Raw genomic sequence first — 21086 nt, forward strand, 5'->3', positions numbered from 1 at the left:
GCTTATTCATCCATAAATTTATTTGAAAGTATCTTTTAACATATTATTTAATATGCCATAACCTGTTTCATTCAGGTGTAGTGTATCAAGAGAAAACTCTTTATTCGTTTTCAAGCCGTTAGTTAATTTCTTAGTAGGGTCCAATATATAAACGCCATCATTATCTATTGTTTTTATCCAGTTATTAACAATAGCAACAGAGGTATCAATTTCATCTGACCATAAAAAAATCCAGCCACCTCGGGGAGAAGATGCTGGGATTACGGTCATTAAATATACATCAATATCATGCGCTAGCAATGTTTCAATTATATTCTGGAGATTATTCTGAACAGTTTTGATGATTCTATCGCGCTTGGCAGGCGAAAAAGCTATTGCCTTAAGATCATTTATACCTAATTGGAGAACAACAGCATCGGCATTAATGGCCAATATATCATTCTCAACCCTTAGCCTGGCCTGCCCGGTCGTTTGTCCACCAATACCACGATTAATAAATTCAAGGCCATCAATGTGTGGTATTTCATCCCACATTTGTATGCGTGAATCACCAAACAGAATTATTCGATAGGCGGTTGAGTTGATACTGTCAGTTTTTAATTTCAAATTATCTGCTTGGTAAAAACTTTGCTGTGAAGGGTCCAATCTCACTTCAAGCATTTGAGTATAAATACTGTGAGAAATCTTCAGCAATATGAGACTTATCAGAAATAAAAAACCACTGATAATCACAAAGAAGCGTTTAGATACTGGCAATTTACTAAACATCCTACCCACGAAATTTAAATCCTCAGATGATTCTAACTTATAGTTTAAATAATATCAGTCAGAAGACAAAAAAAAGCCCGGTAAACCGGGCTTTTGGAGTGAAGATGGTAGATTAGCGTATTAAACATTTTCCACGAGCAAATACTCTGCATTCTGACTCACTCACATTACTATAGTCATTCTGCATAGACTCAATAAGATTATCTACCGTAAAGTTATTGCTGCTAGACGTTGGCCGTGGGCTAGCCCAGGATGGACGTTCAAAGCTAACAACTGTTTCAGGTTCATTTACAACAGGTTGTTCAACAGGAACCTCTGGAGTATTTTCAACTACTTCAGTTTCAGGCTCTGTTACAACTGGTTGCTCTTCTACTGGTGCTTCAGGTGTGTTTTCTACAACTTCTGTTTCAGGTTCTGGCTCAGTTACTACTGGTTCTTCTACAGGGACTTCAGGAGTATTTTCTACTACTTCAGTTTCAGGTTCAGGTTCAGTTACAACTGGTTCTTCTACAGGGACTTCAGGTGTGTTTTCAACTACCTCCGTTTCGGGAAGAGTCTGATCGATTACAGATACGTCGTTATGAGTTTTACATTGATTTGAAGAAATATTCAAACTTGTATTAATCCCTTCTAAACCAATACATTGAGTATTTACTCCCGTTTTAAGGATGCTGATGTCATTATTAAGAATTTTGACCGGATAAACGTCTTTAACATTTATTCCAGTAGAACGGTCATGATTGAGAGCAATCTTATTCCCAGAAATTGTTATGTTTTGGGATTTCAAGCTATCTTCAGGTTTGGAAGGAATAGCAATACCTGTTCTTAAAACATCGCCTTCATCAATGATCATGTTATCACTAATTACGGCGTCTTTGCATGATGAACAACCTATTCCAATGTTACCCACATTTAAAAGTGTGTTTTTGTGAATTTTAAGTCCTACAAAAGATTCATCCATTTCATTGCCTGGATCAATACCTATACCCCAGCAATATTGTGTTACTTTGCCTAAATCTTCTTTAATTGTATTATTTTCAATTGTCAGATTTCTGACAATTCCATGGACTACTAATGAAACACCCTCACATTTACCATTAATAATAGTGGATCTATACAGGGTGTTATTTCTGATAAGGATATTTTTAACACTTATACTTTCATCCTTACTTGCACTACTAATATAAATATTATGGTCAAGAATTCGTCTGCCAAAGCCATTATTTTCGAAATGGTTGTTTTCAATGACACAGTCGTTACAACCACCTTGAAACCCCTGAGATTTGTTATTAATTATTGTAGAGTTTCTCAAAATCAATCTGTCAGTTTGTCTATTTGAACCGGAACCAGGCGCTGCCTTATTACCTCCCCGCGAACTAACACCAACTCGATAGCCTTCTACATGAACATTTTCAATTAAAATATCATTGACATCATTGTAAAAAGATATTCCGTACCCCTTACCATCTGTCTGAGCAACAAGCATGACATTTTTTACATGATAACCTCCATCAGGTCTAGAATCGCTACCATTTTGGAAATTAAACCCTGTTTCTACTCTGTCAATTATCAAAGGTCTTTCAAGGTTTGAGTTGCCGTAATCGCCAATTGTGCAAACTTTGTCTGCAGAACAGTTAAAATTAGCGAGGCGTTTCTTTTGTGTAGCAATGAATTTACCGCCACGACAAAAAAGCACACTGCCACCAGCATTCATTTTGTTGAACGTGTCCATAGCTTTTTCATAGCTTTTGAATGGTTTCGCTTCAGTACGACCGTCGTTACTGTCATTGCCGTTATCGCAAACGTAGTAGTTCTGTGCTTGTGCAGTGGCACTGAGTGTGCCTAGAAGAAATATTCCAAGTAATACAAATGACTTTCTCATGTCATCTCCCCCCAATTAGTTAATAGATGATTGCGTGAATGATGATATGCACAATAATGTTTCGGAAAGGTGATTAGATTCACATATTTATTTTCATTTGACATGGCATTCATCATTGTGTGAAACAGACCGCAATTATCTTCGCTAATAATTGCTGAGAGACTTCGAAAAAGCCAACAGAAGATTGATTCTAATATGATTTTGCTATAAAAAAAAGCCCAGCGTTGCCGCCGGGCTAAAAATCCCCTGGGGGGCAGAGGATTTTTTAAACAATACAAATGACAGACGCCATCCCCCACCATCAATACATCACAACTGTATTGATTGTGATTCTATTTCTTTGGCTCTGAATTCAATGTGAGATAAATCACAGTTTATAGTGATTCTGATCTTAATTTAGTTGTATGTTGTGTTGCTCGAGTAACCAGCTTTTAACGCGCTTAACATCTGGGTTATCTGACATTTCAGTTTTAACAATGCGGGAAGCTTTTTTGTCGCGCATCATTTCCTGAATGAGTGCAACATCAATTTCGAGTTTGTTATCTGCGAAAGCGTAGACTAGCGCAAAATCACATAAGTTATTTATACGTCTGGGGATACCTTCGCTATAACAGTAAATAACCGCACAGGCTTCATTAGAAAAAATCTTTTGCTTGGCACCTGCAACTCGCAGTCGGTATTCAATATAGTTTTGTGTTTCAGGAAAATTTAATGCTTTTAAATGAAATTCAACGCCGATTCGTTGTGCAAACTGAACCAGTTCTGGCTGATTAAGCTTATCAATAAGTTCGGGTTGTCCGGTCAATACCAGTTGAAGAAAAATATCCGAGTCTATGTTTACATTAGATAGCAGTCGTAATTCTTCCAATGCCTGCACAGTCAGGTTTTGTGCTTCATCAACAATCAAAACAACTCTTTTACCTTGTGCATGCTGCTCTACAACAAAGTTAATGTAGTCACGATAACGTCCAGAATTATCTGTAGCCGTTGATTCAATTTCGAGTGAATCAAGCACCCAGGTCATTAATTCTCCAAATGATTCATGTGTGTTATTAATCAGCCCAATAACACAATCACCTTCAATTTTGGATAATAATGCTCGAATAAGGGTGGTTTTACCCGCTCCAATTTCTCCCGTCACTACCGTAAAGCCCGCATGGCTCATCAGCCCGTATTCCAGCATAGTCAGGGCTTTTTTATGATTTGGACTCAGGTAAAGAAAGCGAGGATCTGGAACCAGGTTAAACGGCTTGTGGGTTAATCCAAAGTGTTCTGTATACATAAATTAATAATTTTGGTGTTCTGGTGCACGCGAACACTTATTGACAACTGTTCCCATCAGGTTATTACCTTCAAGCATTTGCAAGACTCTTACAATATTTGTTTCAGGATTTTTGCCATCTTCCAGCACCAGAATCGTGCTATCAAAGTAATTACTCGCCAAAAGAACGTCATCAGTTTGAAGTACAGGCGGTACATCAAAAATAATTACCCTGGAATCGTATTGTGATTTTATATCTGAAACTAGACTTGCCATCTTAGGGCTGGATAAAAGCTCAGCTGAGTCCTCTACGCGACCTAAACCAGGCAATATAACCAGGCGTTTGATACCGGGATTAATTAATACTTCGGATAATGGATAATCACCAGACAAATAATCTTTCAAGCCAATTTTGACATCCAGGCCAAAATATTTAGCAATACTCGGATTTCGGAGGTCCATGTCGACCAATAAAACGGTTTGGTTTAATTCCATGGCGATTGCAATGGCAAGATTGGCCGCAACAACAGATTTACCCTCCCCCTCAGTTGGAGAGGTGATGGCGAGTGATTGCCAGTTATTGCCACGCATTTTTTTCAGAACCTGCGTACGTAACATTCTAAATACTGCAGATTGAGGGTTATTGTAAAAACCAGCGATTAATCTTTTTCGGTCTAACTGCTCGTTCGAAACATTAACTACTTTTGTTTGGGAGTATTCAATTGAATCAATCGGTGCTATTAACGGATCTACTGACTTATTTTTCGAACCAGTATCAGAAGTATCTTGTTCAGGAGCTGTTACTTCTGGCTTTCTCGCAGCTTCTGCATGTCTTTGTTTCGCCTTATCAAGGGCTTTTTGGATTCTATCCATATAATTTACTTACCAAAAATTGAGTAATATTTTTAAAGTACATTGAGTTTGTTCATGACTTTAAACCATAGCACTTCCAAATTCATAATGTAGTAATGAATTGCTGCTATGCCGGCAATAACCATTAAAATGAACACTATTAATATCCGAATTCTGTTTACTCTTTTTCTCCGTTTGTCATGTTCAGTGGCTATCACTGGAATCACAACAAGGGGGGTTTTACCAACTAATTGACTAATTTGGGCATAACCCCGAACACCTCCGAAAAGAAGCTCAAGCAGAATAGCCAGCCCTGCTCCAGCACCCAAAGAACCGACAAAAGCCATTGCCATCAGTTTTGGACGGTCTGGTTTTTCTGGTTTTGCAGATACTCGGGGTGGTTCAATTAAGACGAAACTCTCACCTTTGCTTTCTGACTCGAGCGTTTGGGCAAGTTCGGCTTCTAACTGTTTAGCACGTAACTCGCGATATTGATTAAGCTTATTCTCGTGATCACGAGTCAGATCAAGATATGCACGTTGCACCTGATTGGTTTTGTAAACACGTTGTTCATATTCAGCGAGTTTGTTTCTTAACTCCTGTTGCCGTTGGCGCATGCGACCCACTTCCCGTCTGGATGCATCTATTTTAGCTGCGACCTCTATATATACCGGGTTAGAGGAGATACCTTGTTGCTGACCTCCAGTTGATTCATTAGCAACATCTGGTGGCAAATCCTGCAACATCCTCTCTATCCGCGACACTTCGGCTTCAGCTGCTTTCATATCTGGATGCTCAGAAGAATAGCGCTGTTTTAAATTCTGTAAGTTAGATTTAGCGGCGGTTAATTGACTCTCAAGTTCCGATCTTGGCGATCCAACCACACCGAGTTCAGCTTCAAGCGCATCAATTTGTCGTTTAGTTCGTTGCAAATCAGGATGGTTGGCTGAGTATCGACTCTGCATACTGCGATATTCTGATTTAAGCTCCTGCAGTTCAATTTCGGCTGTGGATGGTTGACCTGGTTCAGCTGCATTTAAACCAACAGTATCTCTTGGAACCATAGACAATTGAATCCCCATGGTACTGATTTGATCATTCATCACCATGATTTGGTTTTCAATTGAGGATATTTCCTGTTGGATTGACTGCACCATGGCTAAATTGTAGTCCAATAAATCCGGTAAACTATCGCTGTATTGATCTCTAAACTCTGCAATTTCTGTTTCGGTTTTTTGAACTTCCTTTTGCATTCGGTCACCCTCCAGTTTTAAAAAACTGGTGGTTTCTTCTGCTCTTGCGGTTCGAACACGCACATTTTCACTTAAAAACTCTGTCACGATTTCATCAGTGACTTGTTTTGCCTTTTCAGCAGACTCATCAATAAACCAGACTCTGAATGCAATACTAGCTTGCTTGGCTCGACCACTTGCAGGGTCAGTCACATTTGCCTGCACGATTTCTACTCCGATATTTTGTTTAAATCTATCAACAATATCAGAAGTACTTGCGTTGTTATTGCGCTGCTGTGTATAGAGATTATGTTTCTCAATAATCGGAATGATTCGGTTGGTTGTCATCAAACGCTGCCGTATCAATTCAATACGCTGATCGGCATAGCTGGTGATCGTCGTCCTGACAAGATCATCCGGTATATCTTGTGACTCGATTAGAATCACACCCTGTGATTTATAAATTGCCGGCATAGCCATCACAATGTATGCCGAAACTGTCATTAAGATAATAGCCGGGATAATTACCCAGTACTTTCGGCGCCACAGGATATCCAGGTAATCACCGATACCCTTCGTTTGTTCTTCTTCCATCTAACTCTCTATTGTTATTTATAGATTTATCTAGCGCGAATAAAGCAGGCCGCCCCAATCATAGTTAAGCGTTACAAACACCATATTACTTTCTGCATCCTGAACGGTATCACCCTCTTGTTTGCGGAATAGATATCCCATATTCAGTGCAATATTTTCTTCAAATTGCCATCTTAGACTAGGTGAAAACGTCATATACTCACGATCAGTATTATCAAAGTCACTCGCTGCAGTAGTTTCCTGATACGATGCACGAAGGCCAAAGTTCAATTGATCAGCAATGCGACGTTGCCAATCAACAGTAATGCTTTCCTGTTCGTTTACCACGCCTTCACCGGATGGATTAAGTGCCTTTGCTATTTCAACTGAAACATTATTCAAATCACCCTCGTAAATTGCCGATAATGAATAAAGCATCCCTGAACTGGTATCTTTAAAAGTTGGTCCATTAATAATGGTATTTTCACTATCAAGTGTATTGTAACCAACTTGCCCGGCTAAGGACCAAAGTTCTGATAAACGATAGGTACTGGTAACATTTAAATTATAAGCTTCATATTCAGAAGTTCGATTTACTGCTTCCGCCTCATAGTCAATATAAGTTAACGCAAGACCAGCTGTAAGCCGTTCTGTAAAAACTCTTCTCCAACCACCAGTCATAACGTAAGTATCGTTATCAAGAAACTGATCTTCATCGTAACTTCGTTCCTGATAACTCAGGTTGGTATAAATAAAATCTCTCGCGGTAAGTTGATACTGATAACGAGGCGCTATTGAACGAGTGGTTACTGTCGCATCTGAAGCAAAGTCTCCGGTATCTTCTTCTGCGATAGTACGTTGTGCACGTTCTGAATATTGTGCATCTAAACCAAATTCACTTCGTTCATGCGTAGCACTACTTGAAAACAGAACAAATGGATCCTGGCGATCTAACTCACTCAGACTGGTAAACTTTTCGATCCGATATCCGGCATCAAGACCCAAGAATGTATCTTCAGTTGTTCTTGAAAGAAATAGCGTCGGTGTGATTTCAGTACTGAAGCTGCCTTCCTTATCCTCACGAAGCTCAACGTTATCGTCATATTTCAATGTTGGGGAAAAATCAGCATCAACAAGATATTCTGCGCCCATTACTGAACTTGAAAGCAAAATAAATGACGGGATAATGCCGTAAGTTAGATTCTTGTATTGCATGCTGACCTCCTCCAATGAGTATTTATTCAAGGAACAATCATAATATCACCACTTTCCAGCATGATATTCGATTCAAGTGATCTACCTTGTTTGATGCGAGCGTAATATACAGGAATGGTCCGTTGTTCTGTGCCTTCACGACGCAGAACAATAATGTCATTTTCTTTTGCAAACTGCGCCAAGCCTCCAGCGAGACTTAAAGCCTGCATGGCATCAAGTGGTTGACTCATTGCAAATGAACCTGGCGTAACGACTTTGCCCAGAATATGGATAGTGTTACCGCCAACAACATCTACGGTTACGGTTACAACTGGATCAGAAATGTAGTTGGATAATTTTTCCCGAATTTCATTTTCGACCTGAAAAACCGTCTTGTCTTTCGCCATTAATTGGCCAGCAAGCGGAAATGAAATTGTCCCATCGGGTAAGATGACAACTTCTTTTTTTAATGCGTCTTCATTCCAAACAGAAATACTCAGTCTGTCACCAGCATTTAAGGTGTAATCTGCATCGACTGCAAATGCAGTTCCGAACATAAAGCTGGTCATTAGAAACACTACACTGAACAATTTTTTCATAACAGTACTCCGTTGTTACAGAAAACATCTAGAAATGATATTAACACTATTCAGAATAAAAAAAAGGGGGCCGAAGCCTAATGCCGGTCAGTTAAGCTGACCGGCATTTCTTTTTTTGATGGGGTAGGTGTTTTTATTCGACTTAACCACTCTCGGGTAAGCCCTGTTTTTTCGTCGCTCGGGCAGTATGTGGTGCCGTGTTTGTGCTTTTAAATCTTCCAACTTTCTCGGAATCGTTCCTGCACTATTGAGCGACATTGATAGCAACAAATTGATGATGGCTAACGAGCAGGTGGTAAAACTGAGTTGGTTAGGTTTGAGCCCGGGGATGGTCTTAGCCATTATCACCATCTGATAACGCAAGATATTGTAGGCAAGCAATATTCCCCATAACTCCTGAGCAATCATGTCAGAGCGCTTGCTGCGCAGCGTAAATTCACTATCGAGCAGGCCTTGCTTGATTTCTCTGTAGCCAAGCTCTATCTCCCAGCGAGTGGCATAAAGCTTCGCGATAGCCGCCTGAGGATAAAGCTCAGGTGTTATCAGAGAGGTCAGAAGCCGGTGGACTTTGCCTTTCACACGCGTTGTCACCATGCGGGCATAGAGGATTTCGGGCAAATAAGGCCGTTGCTTGCGTGATGGCGGTGTGGTGGCAAGTTTAATCAGGCAATCATTGTTACTAAAGGCGGTCACCACCTCAAAACGCAAATCCTTTCGGGCCGGTAACAACCAATGCCGCTGGGTGCCAGCCTGCTGCCAGTCATACAATAATCCTAGAGAATAAAATCCCCGGTCAAACAAGGTCAGTGACTGGTCAGGCGTCGTCGCTATCAAGCCAGTGGCTAATTGCATCTCATTGCTGGCAATACCTTCAAAAGCACTGCCTGTTAGCATGTGGCTGGTCAATTCCATTTGGCAGACCATACGTACCTGTGGAAAAGGTGTATGCCCATACTGATTTTTTGTTGAGCTGAATGCCGCTTGGTTTTCAGCCGTATCCGGTGTTCGCCACACCACACCATCAACGCCCAGTAACGTCAGCCCATGCCAGCGCTTATGTGCAGCATCCCTATTCCAACGCTGTTGACTCTGTTCAAATACCACTTTCACCGCATCAACGCCTAAACGTTGCCGGGCCTGCACCACTGCACTGGGTGCGACTAACGCCTGTTTGCCGGGCAACATCAGTTGCAGTTTACTGACGATGCTCCAAACGGGTTCCTGGCGATACAGAGACATGCCCAGAACCGCCCAAATTGCCATATCCAGGGGCAATCTTCTGCGCCGAATAGTGGCAACCCCTGCTTCGGCAAAGCATTGTTCCAGAAAGTCAGGGCTCAGAATATCACTGAGTTTCCCCAGGGCTTCAGTATTAGGCGCATAACCATTAGCAAGAGCAAGGGCAGTAGTGAGTTGCATAAAAAAACTCCGATGATATGACTACCATCGGAGTTTGATCTCATCCGCCAAATCGTCAAGTTTTTCTTAACTGATCGGCATTAGGCCGAAGCCCCCTTTTCTTTAAACTAACAATATTGTTAACTCTTGCGAACTAATTAAGCAACTGCTGCATTCTGTGCTGCTTTACGGCGTAAGCCGAAGAAACCCAGAAGTGCAGGAGCAAACAACCACAATGCCGCTGGAATTGGCACTGCAGAAACGTTCAATGAGTAACCAGCAACATTCTTGATGCCATCCAGCAAGAAGAAGTACTGAGTACCAGCAGTCAACATAACAGTTTGAGAGAAACTAAAAATGCCACTAAACGGTGATTCACCAGCTGAGAAGATTGGTGAATTATCACCAAACTGAATACCGACTGATGAATGCTTCGACAAACTAGCACCGATAGCTTCAAAACTGATTACTGCTTTGGTGTTTTTATCAGATTGTAAAACAAAATCTGAATACCAGGTTACACCTAAGCCAACACCAGACGCACTAACATCACTTGCGTTGTTAGAGTTGATTGTCTGAGTTGCTCCACCCAGAAAACCACCTGTACCAGCAAGTGTTAAGTCAAGCGTCGCAGCATTTGCGCTCACTGCAAACAAGAAACTAACAACAAAAAGCATCGCTTTTTTCATAATAATACCCTTTAAATAGAAAAATTTAAGCAATGCAACCCGGCCATCTTCAATATAGCTAAAGACCCGTGGCTTTCCGACCTTGCCTCACGACAAGTTTGGCTATAAAACAAGATATTACTATCTTGCGTTCAGTGTATCCCCTAGAAACTTCTCTCAGGAGTACGACTAAAAGTTAACAGCTTTCCAGCTGCATTAAAACTGTACTATGGTACTAATGCATAAAAAAACTGTGATGAACCTCAAATCTAAGCAGCAAAAAAACATTATCATCCTGCTGAACTGCATTATTGCACTAATCGTCTGAGAATGTTTCCGAATATATAAGCTGGAATCATTACACATGACAATAAATCCAGGATTCTTAATTTGCAGCACTGCATTAGTAAATATACAACTCATTAAAACGTATACGATAATCGCTTGATAACTCTCAGCCAATACTAGTATAGATTTTCCAGCTTACAGGAATATGACGCTCACGAATTGTAGACGGACGAAGTGTCAATAAGCATTATTTCCCATAAAACCACGAAATATCGTAAGAAATATTATTTTAATATCCAAGATTAAAGACCATGTCTGTATATAAAGCAGATCATACTTAACCCGCCCTTCCATTTTATCGAGAGTGTCGGTTTCTCCCCGAAAACCATTTATCTGCGCTAACCCTGTAATGCCTGGCTTCACTTTGTGGCGAAGCATATAACCATGAATTTTTGCCCGATATTCTTCATTATGGGCAACAGCATGAGGACGTGGTCCAACAATTGACATTGAGCCGCCAAGAGAATTAAAAAATTGTGGCAGCTCATCCAATGAAGTTTTTCTTAAAAATCTTCCAAAATACGTTATCCGATTATCATTTTTTGTCGCCTGAGTTACCGTTTCCCCATCTTCTGTAACGGTCATGGTCCGAAATTTCCATACTTTGATTTTTTCACCGTCCATTCCATAGCGAGTTTGTTTGAAGAACACTGGGCCTTTGGAGGTGGTTTTAATGCCAATGGCTATTAACATCATTGGAATCGCAATAAGACAAAGAATAAGAAAACTCAATACAATGTCTTCCAGACGTTTGATCATGCTATCAATACCGGCAAAGGGCGTTTCATAAATACTGATTGCTGTAATGCCCTGGTAATCTACCCACCTGGAATTTAGAAGATTAAAGGTAAATAAATCCGGGACTAAATATACGGAGGCGGTGGTATCAGCCAGTTTTTCAGTGAGTAAACGAATACGCGCTTCGGCAGCCAGCGATAAGGTAATAAATACAATATCGATCTTTCCATTACGGCAATCTGCCACCAGCTCTTCGATACTGCCAATGACAATTGCCTCTTCATCATCCAGGCGACGATTAGGTGCAGGCTTTCTATCATCATAAAAGCCAGAAAAACGGTATCCCGTCCAATCCATGTCATCAAATGACTGTTCCAATCGGTAACCCAAATTGGTTGCCCCAACAATGGCTACGCGGCGAGTATTCAATCCTTTTGATTTCATGATGCCCAGAACCATTCTCACAATGGCATGCCAGGAAATCAGTTCGATAGGGGTAACAATAAACCAGATAACGAGGAAAGGAGCGGCATAGGTTTGTTCATTAATGACTATCCGCTCAATAGCAACCAGTATTGCAATACTGGTTCCCCAGGAAAATAAAACAGCCGTTATTTCATCCCTAACATACGTTCCACGCCATGAGCGGTATGCATCTTGAGACTCTGCAAAAAAATGAAACAGTATGATCGAAAACAGGAGTGACCAGACATGTTTTGGCTGCCACTCGATGGCAAATAAATCCATCAAGGCTACAAATGTAACCAAAATAATAGCGCTATCAATCAGTCTTGAGATTGCATTAATTTTTGAATCAAAATGTCTGATCTTGGTTTGCGCCATAATTTGTCTCAGGTAACCTCTTCCTTACTAACTCTATTTACGGTTATAACTATCCTGGAGTCGAATAATGTCATCTTCTTCGAGATAACTACCGGACTGTACCTCAACAATTTCCAGCGGCACTCGCCCCGGGTTTCTTAAACGGTGCACACTGCCCAAAGGAATAAACGTTGATTCATTTTCTCCTAATAACATGACTTCATCATCACGCGTTACTTCGGCTGTACCACTCACCACCACCCAATGCTCAGCACGATGATAGTGCATCTGTAAAGACAAAGATGCGCCTGGATTCACAGTAATGCGCTTCACCTGGAAGCGTTTTCCATAGTCGACGGAGTCATAACTTCCCCACGGCCGATAGCATTTACGGTGAGTATGGACTTCTTTGCGATTTTCATTGCTCAGGGTTTCTACAATGTTTTTAATATTTTGTGCCTGATCTTTATGAGCCACCATCACTGCATCATGCGTTTCAACAACGACGACATCATCCAGACCTAATACCGTAACCAAACGATTTTCACTGTGTATGTACGAGTTTGATACCGAATCGACGATGACATCTCCAACCAGTACATTGTTATTTTCATCCTGCGGAAATGCTTCCCATAAAGAAGACCATGATCCTACATCACTCCATCCAGCATCTAATGGAACCACCTTAGCTTTGTTCGTTTTCTCCATCACTGCATAGTCAATAGAATCACTAGGGCATTGTTCAAACGCTTCAAGGTCTGCACGAATAAAATCAAGGTCGGTCACAGACTTCTCAATCGCTTTTTTACAACATTTCACTATATCGGGATAAAACTGTTGTAATTCATTTATATAAGAAGATGCTTTAAACAGGAACATGCCACTATTCCAGAAAAAATTTCCTGCAGCTAAATAAGTTTCAGCAGTTTTCTGATCGGGCTTTTCAATAAAACGTTTTACTTCACTTGGTTGATCTTTTTTTACTGCCTCAATATAACCATATCCGGTGTGGGCTGATTGAGGCTGTATACCAAATGTGACAAGGCTGCCTTGTTCGGCGAGCTGTTTGGCGTGTCCAATAGCTAGATGAAAAGCAGATACATTTTGAATCAAATGATCTGCCGCGAGAACCAATAATAAAGGATCACTGCCATTTTCAAGTGCTTTCAACGCCGCTAAGGCAATCGCTGGAGCAGTATTTCTGGCACAAGGTTCCAAGATGATTTCTTTAGCTGACAAATCAATTTCCTGTAATTGTTCTGCCACCATAAAACGGTGCTCGGTATTGCATACAATCAGAGGTTCTTCAATATCATCCAAGCCTGCTAATCTTGTAAGTGTATTCTGAAATAGCGAAGTTTCACCAAATAATGAAAGAAATTGTTTTGGCTTATTTTTCCTTGATAAAGGCCAAAGTCGTGTTCCGGTACCACCAGAAATTATCACTGGAATCATGACAAGCTATCCTTAACTAAAAGGTTTCATTTTGATGCCAATGCCAGGCAGTGGCAATAATTGATTCAATATCTGTGTATACAGGTTGCCAGCCTAAAATTTCTCCGGCCTGTCTGGCATCAGAAACTAATATTGGCGGATCGCCTGCTCGAGGCGCTTCAACTGTATAAGCAATGTCACGCCCAATCACGTTACCGGCAGCTTCAATCACCTGTAAAACACTGAAGCCATTACCATTCCCAAGGTTGAATGCTGATGCTCCAGCATGTGTTTGTAAATATTCACCAGCCAGAATATGAGCTGAAGCCAGATCATTTACATGAATATAATCCCTGATACAGGTGCCATCTGGTGTTGGATATTTATCGCCAAACACTTTTAACTCTGCAGTTTTGCCAGCGATAGCTGATTTAAGAATATTAGGAATTAAATGTGTTTCAGGCTCGTGACGTTCACCAATCTCACCATCCGGATCAGCGCCACATGCATTAAAATAACGTAATGCAACGGACTTTACACCATAAGCATCGTGATAATCTCCTAATACGTCTTCAATCATTTTTTTGGATTGGCCATAGGGATTGATTGGGAGACGTGAATGCTGTTCATCTATTAATTCTTTTTCAGGCATCCCAAACACAGCAGCCGTTGAGGAAAAAACCAGTTTGTCGTGTCCTGTTGCCACCATGGCATCTAACAGGTTTAGGGTACCAACAACATTGTTACGGTAATAAAGGGCTGGATTTTGCATGGATTCGCCCACCAGCGATTTCGCACAAAAATGCATTATCAGATCGAATGGCCCTTCATCCTGCAAAATCCTGATTAAGCTATCCCGGTCAAGAATGTCGGCTTCAATAAACCGACTCCAGCGAACGGCTTCACGATGACCCGTGCTTAAATTATCGACCACGACACTGTGGTGGGACTGCTGGGAGAGTGCTTTACAGATATGTGACCCAATATAACCTGCACCGCCAAGCACCAAAATTTTCATTTTTACTTTCCTTGTTCCAGACTAATGCACCAGCATTTCTTCAAAAAATGGTCGTTTTTAACCTTAAAACCATGATAGATGAATGAAACAAGTCATGTGCGAAATGAAACCGTCATTTAGTAATTTTATACTATATTTTGCTTTCAAATGGCTTATCAGAATAGCTCAAGCGCATGTGATTCTTGAATTTCGCCAGTGATTACTTTAGCTTATCGTCATCACTTTATTCCACCACAGTTTGATAAGGATCTCGTCAATGGCTGTAAAAAGTCTTATAAGAAAATGTTTATTCCCGGCCGCCGGTTATGGCACACGATTTCTTCCTGCTACCAAGGCGATGCCAAAAGAAATGTTACCGATTGTCAGTAAGCCTTTGATTCAATATGGTGTAGAAGAAGCCATGGAAGCAGGTATTACTCAAATCGGTTTTATTACTGGTCGGGGTAAACGCGCCATTGCTGATCACTTTGACACCAGCTTTGAACTCGAGCATCAAATCAAAGGTACTTCCAAAGAAAAGTTTTTGGATGATATTCGTTATTTGATGGATAACTGCGAATTTGTATTTATGCGCCAGCGTGAAATGTTAGGGTTGGGTCATGCGATTCTGACCGGCGAACCCATGATTGGCCATGAACCTTTTGCCGTTATTCTGGCTGATGATTTATGTGCAAAACCCGATGAAGATAGCGATCGTGCTCTCAGCCAACTGGTTGCTCTGTATGAACGCTATCAGTGCAGCATTGTGGCGATCGAAGAGGTTCCGGCCGATGAAACGCATAGTTATGGAGTTATCTCTGGTGATGAGATCGCACCGGGAATCTACCAAATTAAAGACATGGTTGAAAAACCTAAACCGGAAGATGCACCAAGCAATTTAGCGATTATCGGTCGTTATGTGCTGACACCGGAAATTTTTGACTATTTGCGTAAAACCCCACCTGGTGCAAATGGTGAAATTCAAATCACCGATGCCTTACGTTTGATGGCACAGGATCGACTGGTTTTAGCGGTGAAATTCAAAGGTCGTCGTTTTGACTGTGGCAGCGTAGAAGGATTTGTTGAAGCAACAAATTATTACTACGAACATGAGCATCTAAATAAATCAGCGTAAAGCAAATAAATCACCATCATCGCTGCTGATATAAAGCGTACCGTTATCGACAAACGGTGATGCAAATATGGCCCACCCTGAATCAAACCGCCATACTTGCTCACCGTTGTTTATATCAAGCGCATACAGAAAGCCATCCATTGAACCTATATAAACCTGTTCTCCTGCTATTGCCGGAGAAGAAAATAACACTGCCTGAGCATCAAATTGCCAAAAGGGTTCACCACTTTCCTTATTCAAAGAAAATACCCGTCCATCCGTGGCAGCAAAAATAATCTGCTGATCTTTCAACGCAGGTGAAGCAAACAATCTGGATCCTGATTCAAACGTCCATAGCGACTTGCCTGACTCCAAATCCACAGCAAATAACACTCCGGCATCATTGCCGACATACAGCATATCATCCTCTTCAGATATCACTGGAGATGCATCAATTGCTGCTCCGGTATTCAGAGTCCACAGCAACTCGCCATCGGTATTTACTGCATATAAAGCACCATCGTCACTGCCAAAATAAAGGCGATCATCCATAAGCGCAGCAGATGAATCCACTTGCCCTTCTGTTTTGATTCGCCATTTAAGTTCACCGCTATGCCGGTCTATTGCGTAAAAATAATGATCAAGGCTACCGATAAATACCGTGCCTTTTGCTATCAGGGGCGAGGCAAAGACTCTGTCCTGGGTTTCAAATGCCCATAACAAACTGCCCGTAAATTTGTTCAGAGCATAAATATGTTTGTCGTCACTGCCGAAGATCAATTGTTCTTCTGCTACTGACGGAGTTGAAAAAATTCCGCCTTGCGTTTCAAACCGCCATTGCTCCTGACCTGACTTTTTATTTAATGCCAACATCAAGCCATCGAAGCGCCCGGAAAATACATGATTACCACTGCTGACAGGTGATGATGAGGCTCCTTCATCAGCATGATAACGCCATAGAATTTCAGGTTTTTTCAGTGGACCTTCAGTCTGAAAATCTCCACTGCGTTGACTATCCGCCCTGAACATAGCAGAAGATTCAGTTTCAGTTTTTTCTGAACATGCACTGCTGATTAGGACCAGTAAAAAAAGTCCACTGATTGACTTAGTCAGTTTAAAAAATGGATAACGGCTCATTGTTTATCGATACATAATTTGAAAAGGTTATTTATCTATCTCGACAGCTAAAGTTTTAGCTGGAGGGTTCAGACTATAATCCATTTAATCATAACTCAGGATTAAACATAATCATTCAGATAAATAGTCTGATCCTGCAGGATAGCCAGTTTGATCATTTACCTGCAGGATTCGTTGCTTGATATCTTCTTTAGTTGCTGTAAACACATAGGGAGCCAGGTCACGAAGCCGCCCCTGTATGTAGGGCGAAACATCTGCACCCTGCAAAAATAATTCGGTGCGGACTTCACATATCCGCATGATGCCCTCGCGAAAACCAATAATAGTGGAAGCGGGCCGTCGATCTTCGCCCAGGGTCCATCCCCTGCTTTGCCATTCCTGATAACAATCCGTGATTAAGCTTTGTGAGCTTTGCATATCTGCTGCCATAAGCAAGGTTGAGTACATTGAAAACCAAATAACAATCATTTTTTTCATTTATAGCGATCCCACCTGTTATTCATAATCAGGTATGACTGGCATAAAACCAGGAAAAATTCCTACATCACTAAATGAATGCGCTGCTTAGGTGCAAAGCTGCTGGTTTGTGGTGCGAAAACTCTATTCTCAACGCCACGCAAAATGTTAACCCATTGTTTTTATATGTTTTATTTTTTTGGCATCGTTAATGCAATAACAAAATTGTAGTTTTCTTCAGTGCATGTTCGTTCTCTCTCGCTGCGTGCTGAGCTTTGGGTAAACCTTCGGGTTTACCCTTTTTTTTGCACCCATTTTTGATGCTCCAGTACTTAAGCCACATCATCAGGCACATCAAGATCAGGTAAATTTTTCCCACCCGTTCATTATCTTTGAAAAATTTGCCTTCTCCCTCTTCACTTCTGTGCTGGATTCAATCCTCTGTAATGAGAGTTATGGAGTCTAATTTTTCGGTAACTTTTCAAAGCAGATTCAATTAATACAGAGGCAGTCATGAAACATCATTATGCCGGGATGTTTATGGAATTTTTCACATACCGGTACGAAACTTGCGTCAGGCAGTTTCATTATTGATTGAAACAGGCAATGGTGATGGTCAATCCCCCGGCAAACATTCAGAATTTTCTGAGCACGCATCAGCTCTCAGCTAAATATGCAAAACAAATTGATGATTGGTTTACAGGAATCGCAGATGAATTGGTTTTGCACCAAAAAAGAGCAAAACGCCCCATAATCATCGGCATCCATGGTGCGCAAGGCTCTGGCAAAAGCACGTTAGCGGAGTGTTTAGTTCACTTACTGACCACCCAACACCATCAATCTGCAATTGCCCTCTCCTTAGACGATTTTTATCTCACTCATCAGCAACGTCTTGAGTTAGCCAGCACCATTCATCCCTTATTAGCCACTCGTGGTGTACCTGGTACACATGATATTGAACTGGCCTTATCGACCATTGATAAATTGCTGTCAGAAAGGAAAAACATAGCGATCCCGCGTTTTGATAAGGCACATGATGACCGCTTTCCAGTTGAACAGTGGCCTGTATTAACAGACTCACCAAAATTCATTGTCCTGGAAGGCTGGTGTATGGGCGCATGTCCACAACCGGAAGAGGTGTTAGTTACGCCATTGAACCCTTTAGAACAAAGCGAAGATCCAGACGCCAACTGGCGGCGCTTTGTAAATCAAAAACTAGAGCAGGACTACCCGGCTCTATTCCAGCGGGTTGATAGTTGGATCATGCTCAAAGCCCCTAATTTTGAATGCGTCTATGACTGGCGGCTACAGCAGGAAGAGAAACTTCAACAAACAGCAACATCCGTAAACAACAAAATCATGGATGCAGATGATATCGCCCGTTTTATCCAGTATTACCAGCGTGTCACTCAACACTGTCTGGACACATTACCAGAGCAAATGGATTATGTTTTTGAACTTAATATGGAAAGAGATATCGTGGCCTTAACGCGTCCAAAACAATTAACACCAGCGGCATCCTGTCCCAAAACCTCATTGCTTGTGTTTACTGATCTGGATGGCAGTTTGCTGGATCATCATAACTATCGTCACGATGAAGCCGATCCCGTACTGGCAAACCTTAAACAGCTGCAGATACCACTTATCCCTGTCAGTAGCAAAACTCAATCAGAAATTGAACAGATCAGTGAATCCCTGGATAACCTGCATCCTTTTATCTGTGAAAATGGGGCTGCGGTCTTTATTCCAGTGAATTATTTCCCCAGCCAACCTGCAGATACAAAAATCTGTGGCAAGTACTGGATAAAGGAATTTGTCCAACCCCGTTCGCATTGGCAATCGATTATCGATTCGGTTAAACCTTTATTCAGTGATGATTTCACTACCTTTGCACAAGCCGGTATTGATGGAATTATCGCCATGACCGGTCTGGATGTGCATGCCGCGGCCCGCGCTGCCAGAAGACAATACGGTGAAGCTCTGGCATGGCATGGCAATCCGGGTAAACAAAAACAATTTATTGAAGAAGTCCGTAAACGTGGTGCTCAAGTTTTGATTGGCGGTCGCTTTTTACATGTTTCAGGACAATGCGACAAAGGTTGCGCCATTCAATGGTTGAAACAGGTTTACGAACATTTTTGCCCGGATAAACGTTTTACCAGTCTGGCGATCGGTGATAGCCAGAATGATGTCGCCATGCTGGAAACCGCGGACATGGCTTTATTAATTCCTTCACCCGTCAATTCATTACCTTCCTTAACGCGCCATAACAATGTCATGCAGGCTTCACATTGCGGGCCGCGTGGGTGGGCAGAAGGTGTACAGCAAGTCTTGCAACAGCTGCATATAAGCACGGCATTCGTGCACTAAAATTACAAGAGGCCACCATGGCAGACTTTCATCAAAATGGCATTATTACAACGCTACATAATCTGACGCATCGCCATCTGGCTGATCTGGAACAGGATCTATTGCAGTTCAGTCAGCAACGGCCGATGGGATTATTATTACCTTCTTTATTCTCAGAGCTGCAAGGTGAAGCTCTTCCAGCGATTGTGCAACAATTAAGAACCGTCCCGTATCTGTCAGAAATTGTGATTGGTCTGGATCGGGCCAATGCTGATGAGTTTAAACATGCTTTGGCATTTTTTAATGATCTGCCACAACATCATCGGATAATGTGGCATGACGGACCACGATTAAGCGCTATTGATACTGAATTGCAGGCTTTGAATCTCGCTCCCCACCAGGCCGGCAAAGGCCGCAATGTCTGGTATTGCATGGGCTATATTTTAGCCTCTGGCAAAGCCGAATCGATTGCTTTGCATGACTGTGACATCGTCACATACAACACCGAACTACTGGCCCGATTGATATACCCGGTCGCCAATCCGATGTTTAATTATGAATTCTGCAAAGGTTATTACGCGCGGATTTCAGGCGGAAAGCTGAACGGGCGTGTTAACCGTTTATTAATCACACCACTTTTACGTGCACTTAAGTCGGTCATGGGCCCAAGTGATTATCTTGATTACATGGATAGTTTTCGATATTCACTGTCGGGAGAATTTTCATTCCGTCGTGATGTATTGAGTGATATCCGTATCCCCAGTGACTGGGGTCTGGAAATTGGCGTGCTGTCTGAAATGCACCGAAACTATGCCAATAACCGTCTATGTCAGGTCGATATTGCCGATATTTATGATCATAAACATCAGGATCTTTCTACCGATGATCAACAAGCTGGCTTATCGAAAATGTCGATAGATATTTCCAAGGCATTGTTCCGTAAGCTTGCCACCAAAGGCACCGTTTTCAGTGCCGAACATTTTCGCAGTATTAAGGCTACCTATTATCGAATCGCACTGGATTTCGTAGAAACCTATCGAAATGATGCCGTAATGAATGGCCTTAAATTCGATATTCATCAGGAAGAAGCGTCGGTAGAAATGTTCGCGCGTAACATCATGGATGCGGGACAGGTTTTTCTGGAAAATCCGATGGAGACTCCTTTCATACCAAGCTGGAACCGTGTGCAAAGTGCTTTGCCTGATATATTTGAGCGTATCTATCAGGCAGTGGAGGACGACTATCAGGAATTTACCGGCTAAAG

Annotated in this window: 17 protein-coding genes and 1 riboswitch; of the genes, 3 read left to right on the forward strand and 14 right to left on the reverse strand. The window is 41.6% G+C overall.

Annotated elements, in window-relative coordinates; all coding sequences use genetic code 11:
- Positions 1–18: 18 nt before the first annotated feature.
- The 12 genes from B2337_RS11085 to galE all read right to left on the reverse strand — a co-directional run bounded on the left by B2337_RS11085 (position 19) and on the right by galE (position 14787).
- The gene (locus B2337_RS11085) at positions 19–756 is read right to left on the reverse strand and encodes an SGNH/GDSL hydrolase family protein (RefSeq protein WP_292414781.1); all 738 of its coding nucleotides are present in this window, start codon (positions 754–756) and stop codon (positions 19–21) included.
- A gap of 124 nt (positions 757–880) precedes the next feature.
- Entirely contained in the window at positions 881–2650 is a 1770-nt protein-coding gene (locus B2337_RS11090; protein WP_292414783.1) for a hypothetical protein, read from the reverse strand.
- A gap of 391 nt (positions 2651–3041) precedes the next feature.
- Complete coding sequence (locus tag B2337_RS11095) at positions 3042–3932, reverse strand: ExeA family protein (protein ID WP_292414784.1); 891 nt, start codon at positions 3930–3932, stop codon at positions 3042–3044.
- A 3-nt stretch (positions 3933–3935) separates the two neighbouring features.
- Positions 3936–4784, reverse strand: coding sequence for a CpsD/CapB family tyrosine-protein kinase (locus tag B2337_RS11100; protein WP_292414785.1), 849 nt, complete (start codon positions 4782–4784; stop codon positions 3936–3938).
- A 32-nt stretch (positions 4785–4816) separates the two neighbouring features.
- Complete coding sequence (locus B2337_RS11105) at positions 4817–6589, reverse strand: GumC family protein (protein ID WP_292414786.1); 1773 nt, start codon at positions 6587–6589, stop codon at positions 4817–4819.
- Positions 6590–6619: 30 nt separating this feature from the next.
- The gene (locus tag B2337_RS11110) at positions 6620–7783 is read right to left on the reverse strand and encodes an autotransporter domain-containing protein (protein ID WP_292414787.1); all 1164 of its coding nucleotides are present in this window, start codon (positions 7781–7783) and stop codon (positions 6620–6622) included.
- Positions 7784–7809: 26 nt separating this feature from the next.
- A complete protein-coding gene (locus B2337_RS11115) occupies positions 7810–8361 on the reverse strand; it encodes a polysaccharide biosynthesis/export family protein (RefSeq protein WP_292414788.1) in 552 nt (183 codons plus the stop codon).
- 87 nt (positions 8362–8448) lie between these two features.
- Positions 8449–9780: an IS4 family transposase gene (locus tag B2337_RS11120; RefSeq protein WP_292414789.1), complete on the reverse strand. Its 1332-nt coding sequence runs from the start codon at positions 9778–9780 to the stop codon at positions 8449–8451.
- A 137-nt stretch (positions 9781–9917) separates the two neighbouring features.
- Complete coding sequence (locus B2337_RS11125) at positions 9918–10448, reverse strand: hypothetical protein (protein WP_292414791.1); 531 nt, start codon at positions 10446–10448, stop codon at positions 9918–9920.
- Positions 10449–10478: 30 nt separating this feature from the next.
- Positions 10479–10561, reverse strand: a riboswitch (cyclic di-GMP riboswitch).
- 391 nt (positions 10562–10952) lie between these two features.
- Positions 10953–12356 (reverse strand): undecaprenyl-phosphate glucose phosphotransferase, encoded by a 1404-nt coding sequence (locus tag B2337_RS11130; RefSeq protein ID WP_292414792.1) that lies wholly within the window; start codon positions 12354–12356, stop codon positions 10953–10955.
- Between the two features lie 33 nt (positions 12357–12389).
- Positions 12390–13790 (reverse strand): mannose-1-phosphate guanylyltransferase/mannose-6-phosphate isomerase, encoded by a 1401-nt coding sequence (locus B2337_RS11135; protein ID WP_292414793.1) that lies wholly within the window; start codon positions 13788–13790, stop codon positions 12390–12392.
- A gap of 16 nt (positions 13791–13806) precedes the next feature.
- Positions 13807–14787, reverse strand: a complete 981-nt coding sequence (gene galE / locus B2337_RS11140) for a UDP-glucose 4-epimerase GalE (RefSeq protein ID WP_292414794.1) — start codon at positions 14785–14787, stop codon at positions 13807–13809.
- A 256-nt stretch (positions 14788–15043) separates the two neighbouring features.
- On the opposite strand from galE, the gene galU reads away from it, so the two are divergent.
- Positions 15044–15901, forward strand: a complete 858-nt coding sequence (gene galU, locus B2337_RS11145) for a UTP--glucose-1-phosphate uridylyltransferase GalU (RefSeq protein WP_292414795.1) — start codon at positions 15044–15046, stop codon at positions 15899–15901.
- Here galU and B2337_RS11150 read toward each other — a convergent pair.
- Together B2337_RS11150 and B2337_RS11155 are read right to left on the reverse strand one after the other, a co-directional pair.
- Entirely contained in the window at positions 15893–16909 is a 1017-nt protein-coding gene (locus B2337_RS11150; protein ID WP_292414796.1) for a PQQ-binding-like beta-propeller repeat protein, read from the reverse strand. The two genes, galU and B2337_RS11150, sit on opposite strands and share 9 nt — an antisense overlap.
- Before the next feature lie 219 nt (positions 16910–17128).
- Positions 17129–17494 (reverse strand): hypothetical protein, encoded by a 366-nt coding sequence (locus B2337_RS11155; RefSeq protein WP_292414797.1) that lies wholly within the window; start codon positions 17492–17494, stop codon positions 17129–17131.
- Between the two features lie 591 nt (positions 17495–18085).
- On the opposite strand from B2337_RS11155, the gene B2337_RS11160 reads away from it, so the two are divergent.
- Positions 18086–19843: an HAD-IIB family hydrolase gene (locus B2337_RS11160; protein ID WP_292414798.1), complete on the forward strand. Its 1758-nt coding sequence runs from the start codon at positions 18086–18088 to the stop codon at positions 19841–19843.
- A 17-nt stretch (positions 19844–19860) separates the two neighbouring features.
- Positions 19861–21084, forward strand: a complete 1224-nt coding sequence (locus tag B2337_RS11165; protein WP_292414799.1) for a glycosyl transferase — start codon at positions 19861–19863, stop codon at positions 21082–21084.
- Positions 21085–21086 lie beyond the last annotated feature (2 nt).

Origin of the sequence: Methylophaga sp. UBA3192 (assembly GCA_002363955.1) — a bacterium.
In the GTDB taxonomy this organism is placed as follows: Bacteria; Pseudomonadota; Gammaproteobacteria; order Nitrosococcales; family Methylophagaceae; genus Methylophaga.

Excerpts from the sequence above, each read along its gene's own strand:
- B2337_RS11090 (WP_292414783.1), bottom strand. The coding sequence starts at position 2,650 with ATGAGAAAGTCATTTGTATTACTTGGAATATTTCTTCTAGGCACACTC.
- B2337_RS11095 (WP_292414784.1), bottom strand. The coding sequence starts at position 3,932 with ATGTATACAGAACACTTTGGATTAACCCACAAGCCGTTTAACCTGGTT.
- B2337_RS11100 (WP_292414785.1), bottom strand. The coding sequence starts at position 4,784 with ATGGATAGAATCCAAAAAGCCCTTGATAAGGCGAAACAAAGACATGCA.
- B2337_RS11105 (WP_292414786.1), bottom strand. The coding sequence starts at position 6,589 with ATGGAAGAAGAACAAACGAAGGGTATCGGTGATTACCTGGATATCCTG.
- B2337_RS11110 (WP_292414787.1), bottom strand. The coding sequence starts at position 7,783 with ATGCAATACAAGAATCTAACTTACGGCATTATCCCGTCATTTATTTTG.
- B2337_RS11115 (WP_292414788.1), bottom strand. The coding sequence starts at position 8,361 with ATGAAAAAATTGTTCAGTGTAGTGTTTCTAATGACCAGCTTTATGTTC.
- B2337_RS11120 (WP_292414789.1), bottom strand. The coding sequence starts at position 9,780 with ATGCAACTCACTACTGCCCTTGCTCTTGCTAATGGTTATGCGCCTAAT.
- B2337_RS11125 (WP_292414791.1), bottom strand. The coding sequence starts at position 10,448 with ATGAAAAAAGCGATGCTTTTTGTTGTTAGTTTCTTGTTTGCAGTGAGC.
- B2337_RS11130 (WP_292414792.1), bottom strand. The coding sequence starts at position 12,356 with ATGGCGCAAACCAAGATCAGACATTTTGATTCAAAAATTAATGCAATC.
- B2337_RS11135 (WP_292414793.1), bottom strand. The coding sequence starts at position 13,790 with ATGATTCCAGTGATAATTTCTGGTGGTACCGGAACACGACTTTGGCCT.
- galE (WP_292414794.1), bottom strand. The coding sequence starts at position 14,787 with ATGAAAATTTTGGTGCTTGGCGGTGCAGGTTATATTGGGTCACATATC.
- galU (WP_292414795.1), top strand. The coding sequence starts at position 15,044 with ATGGCTGTAAAAAGTCTTATAAGAAAATGTTTATTCCCGGCCGCCGGT.
- B2337_RS11150 (WP_292414796.1), bottom strand. The coding sequence starts at position 16,909 with ATGTTCAGGGCGGATAGTCAACGCAGTGGAGATTTTCAGACTGAAGGT.
- B2337_RS11155 (WP_292414797.1), bottom strand. The coding sequence starts at position 17,494 with ATGAAAAAAATGATTGTTATTTGGTTTTCAATGTACTCAACCTTGCTT.
- B2337_RS11160 (WP_292414798.1), top strand. The coding sequence starts at position 18,086 with ATGGTCAATCCCCCGGCAAACATTCAGAATTTTCTGAGCACGCATCAG.
- B2337_RS11165 (WP_292414799.1), top strand. The coding sequence starts at position 19,861 with ATGGCAGACTTTCATCAAAATGGCATTATTACAACGCTACATAATCTG.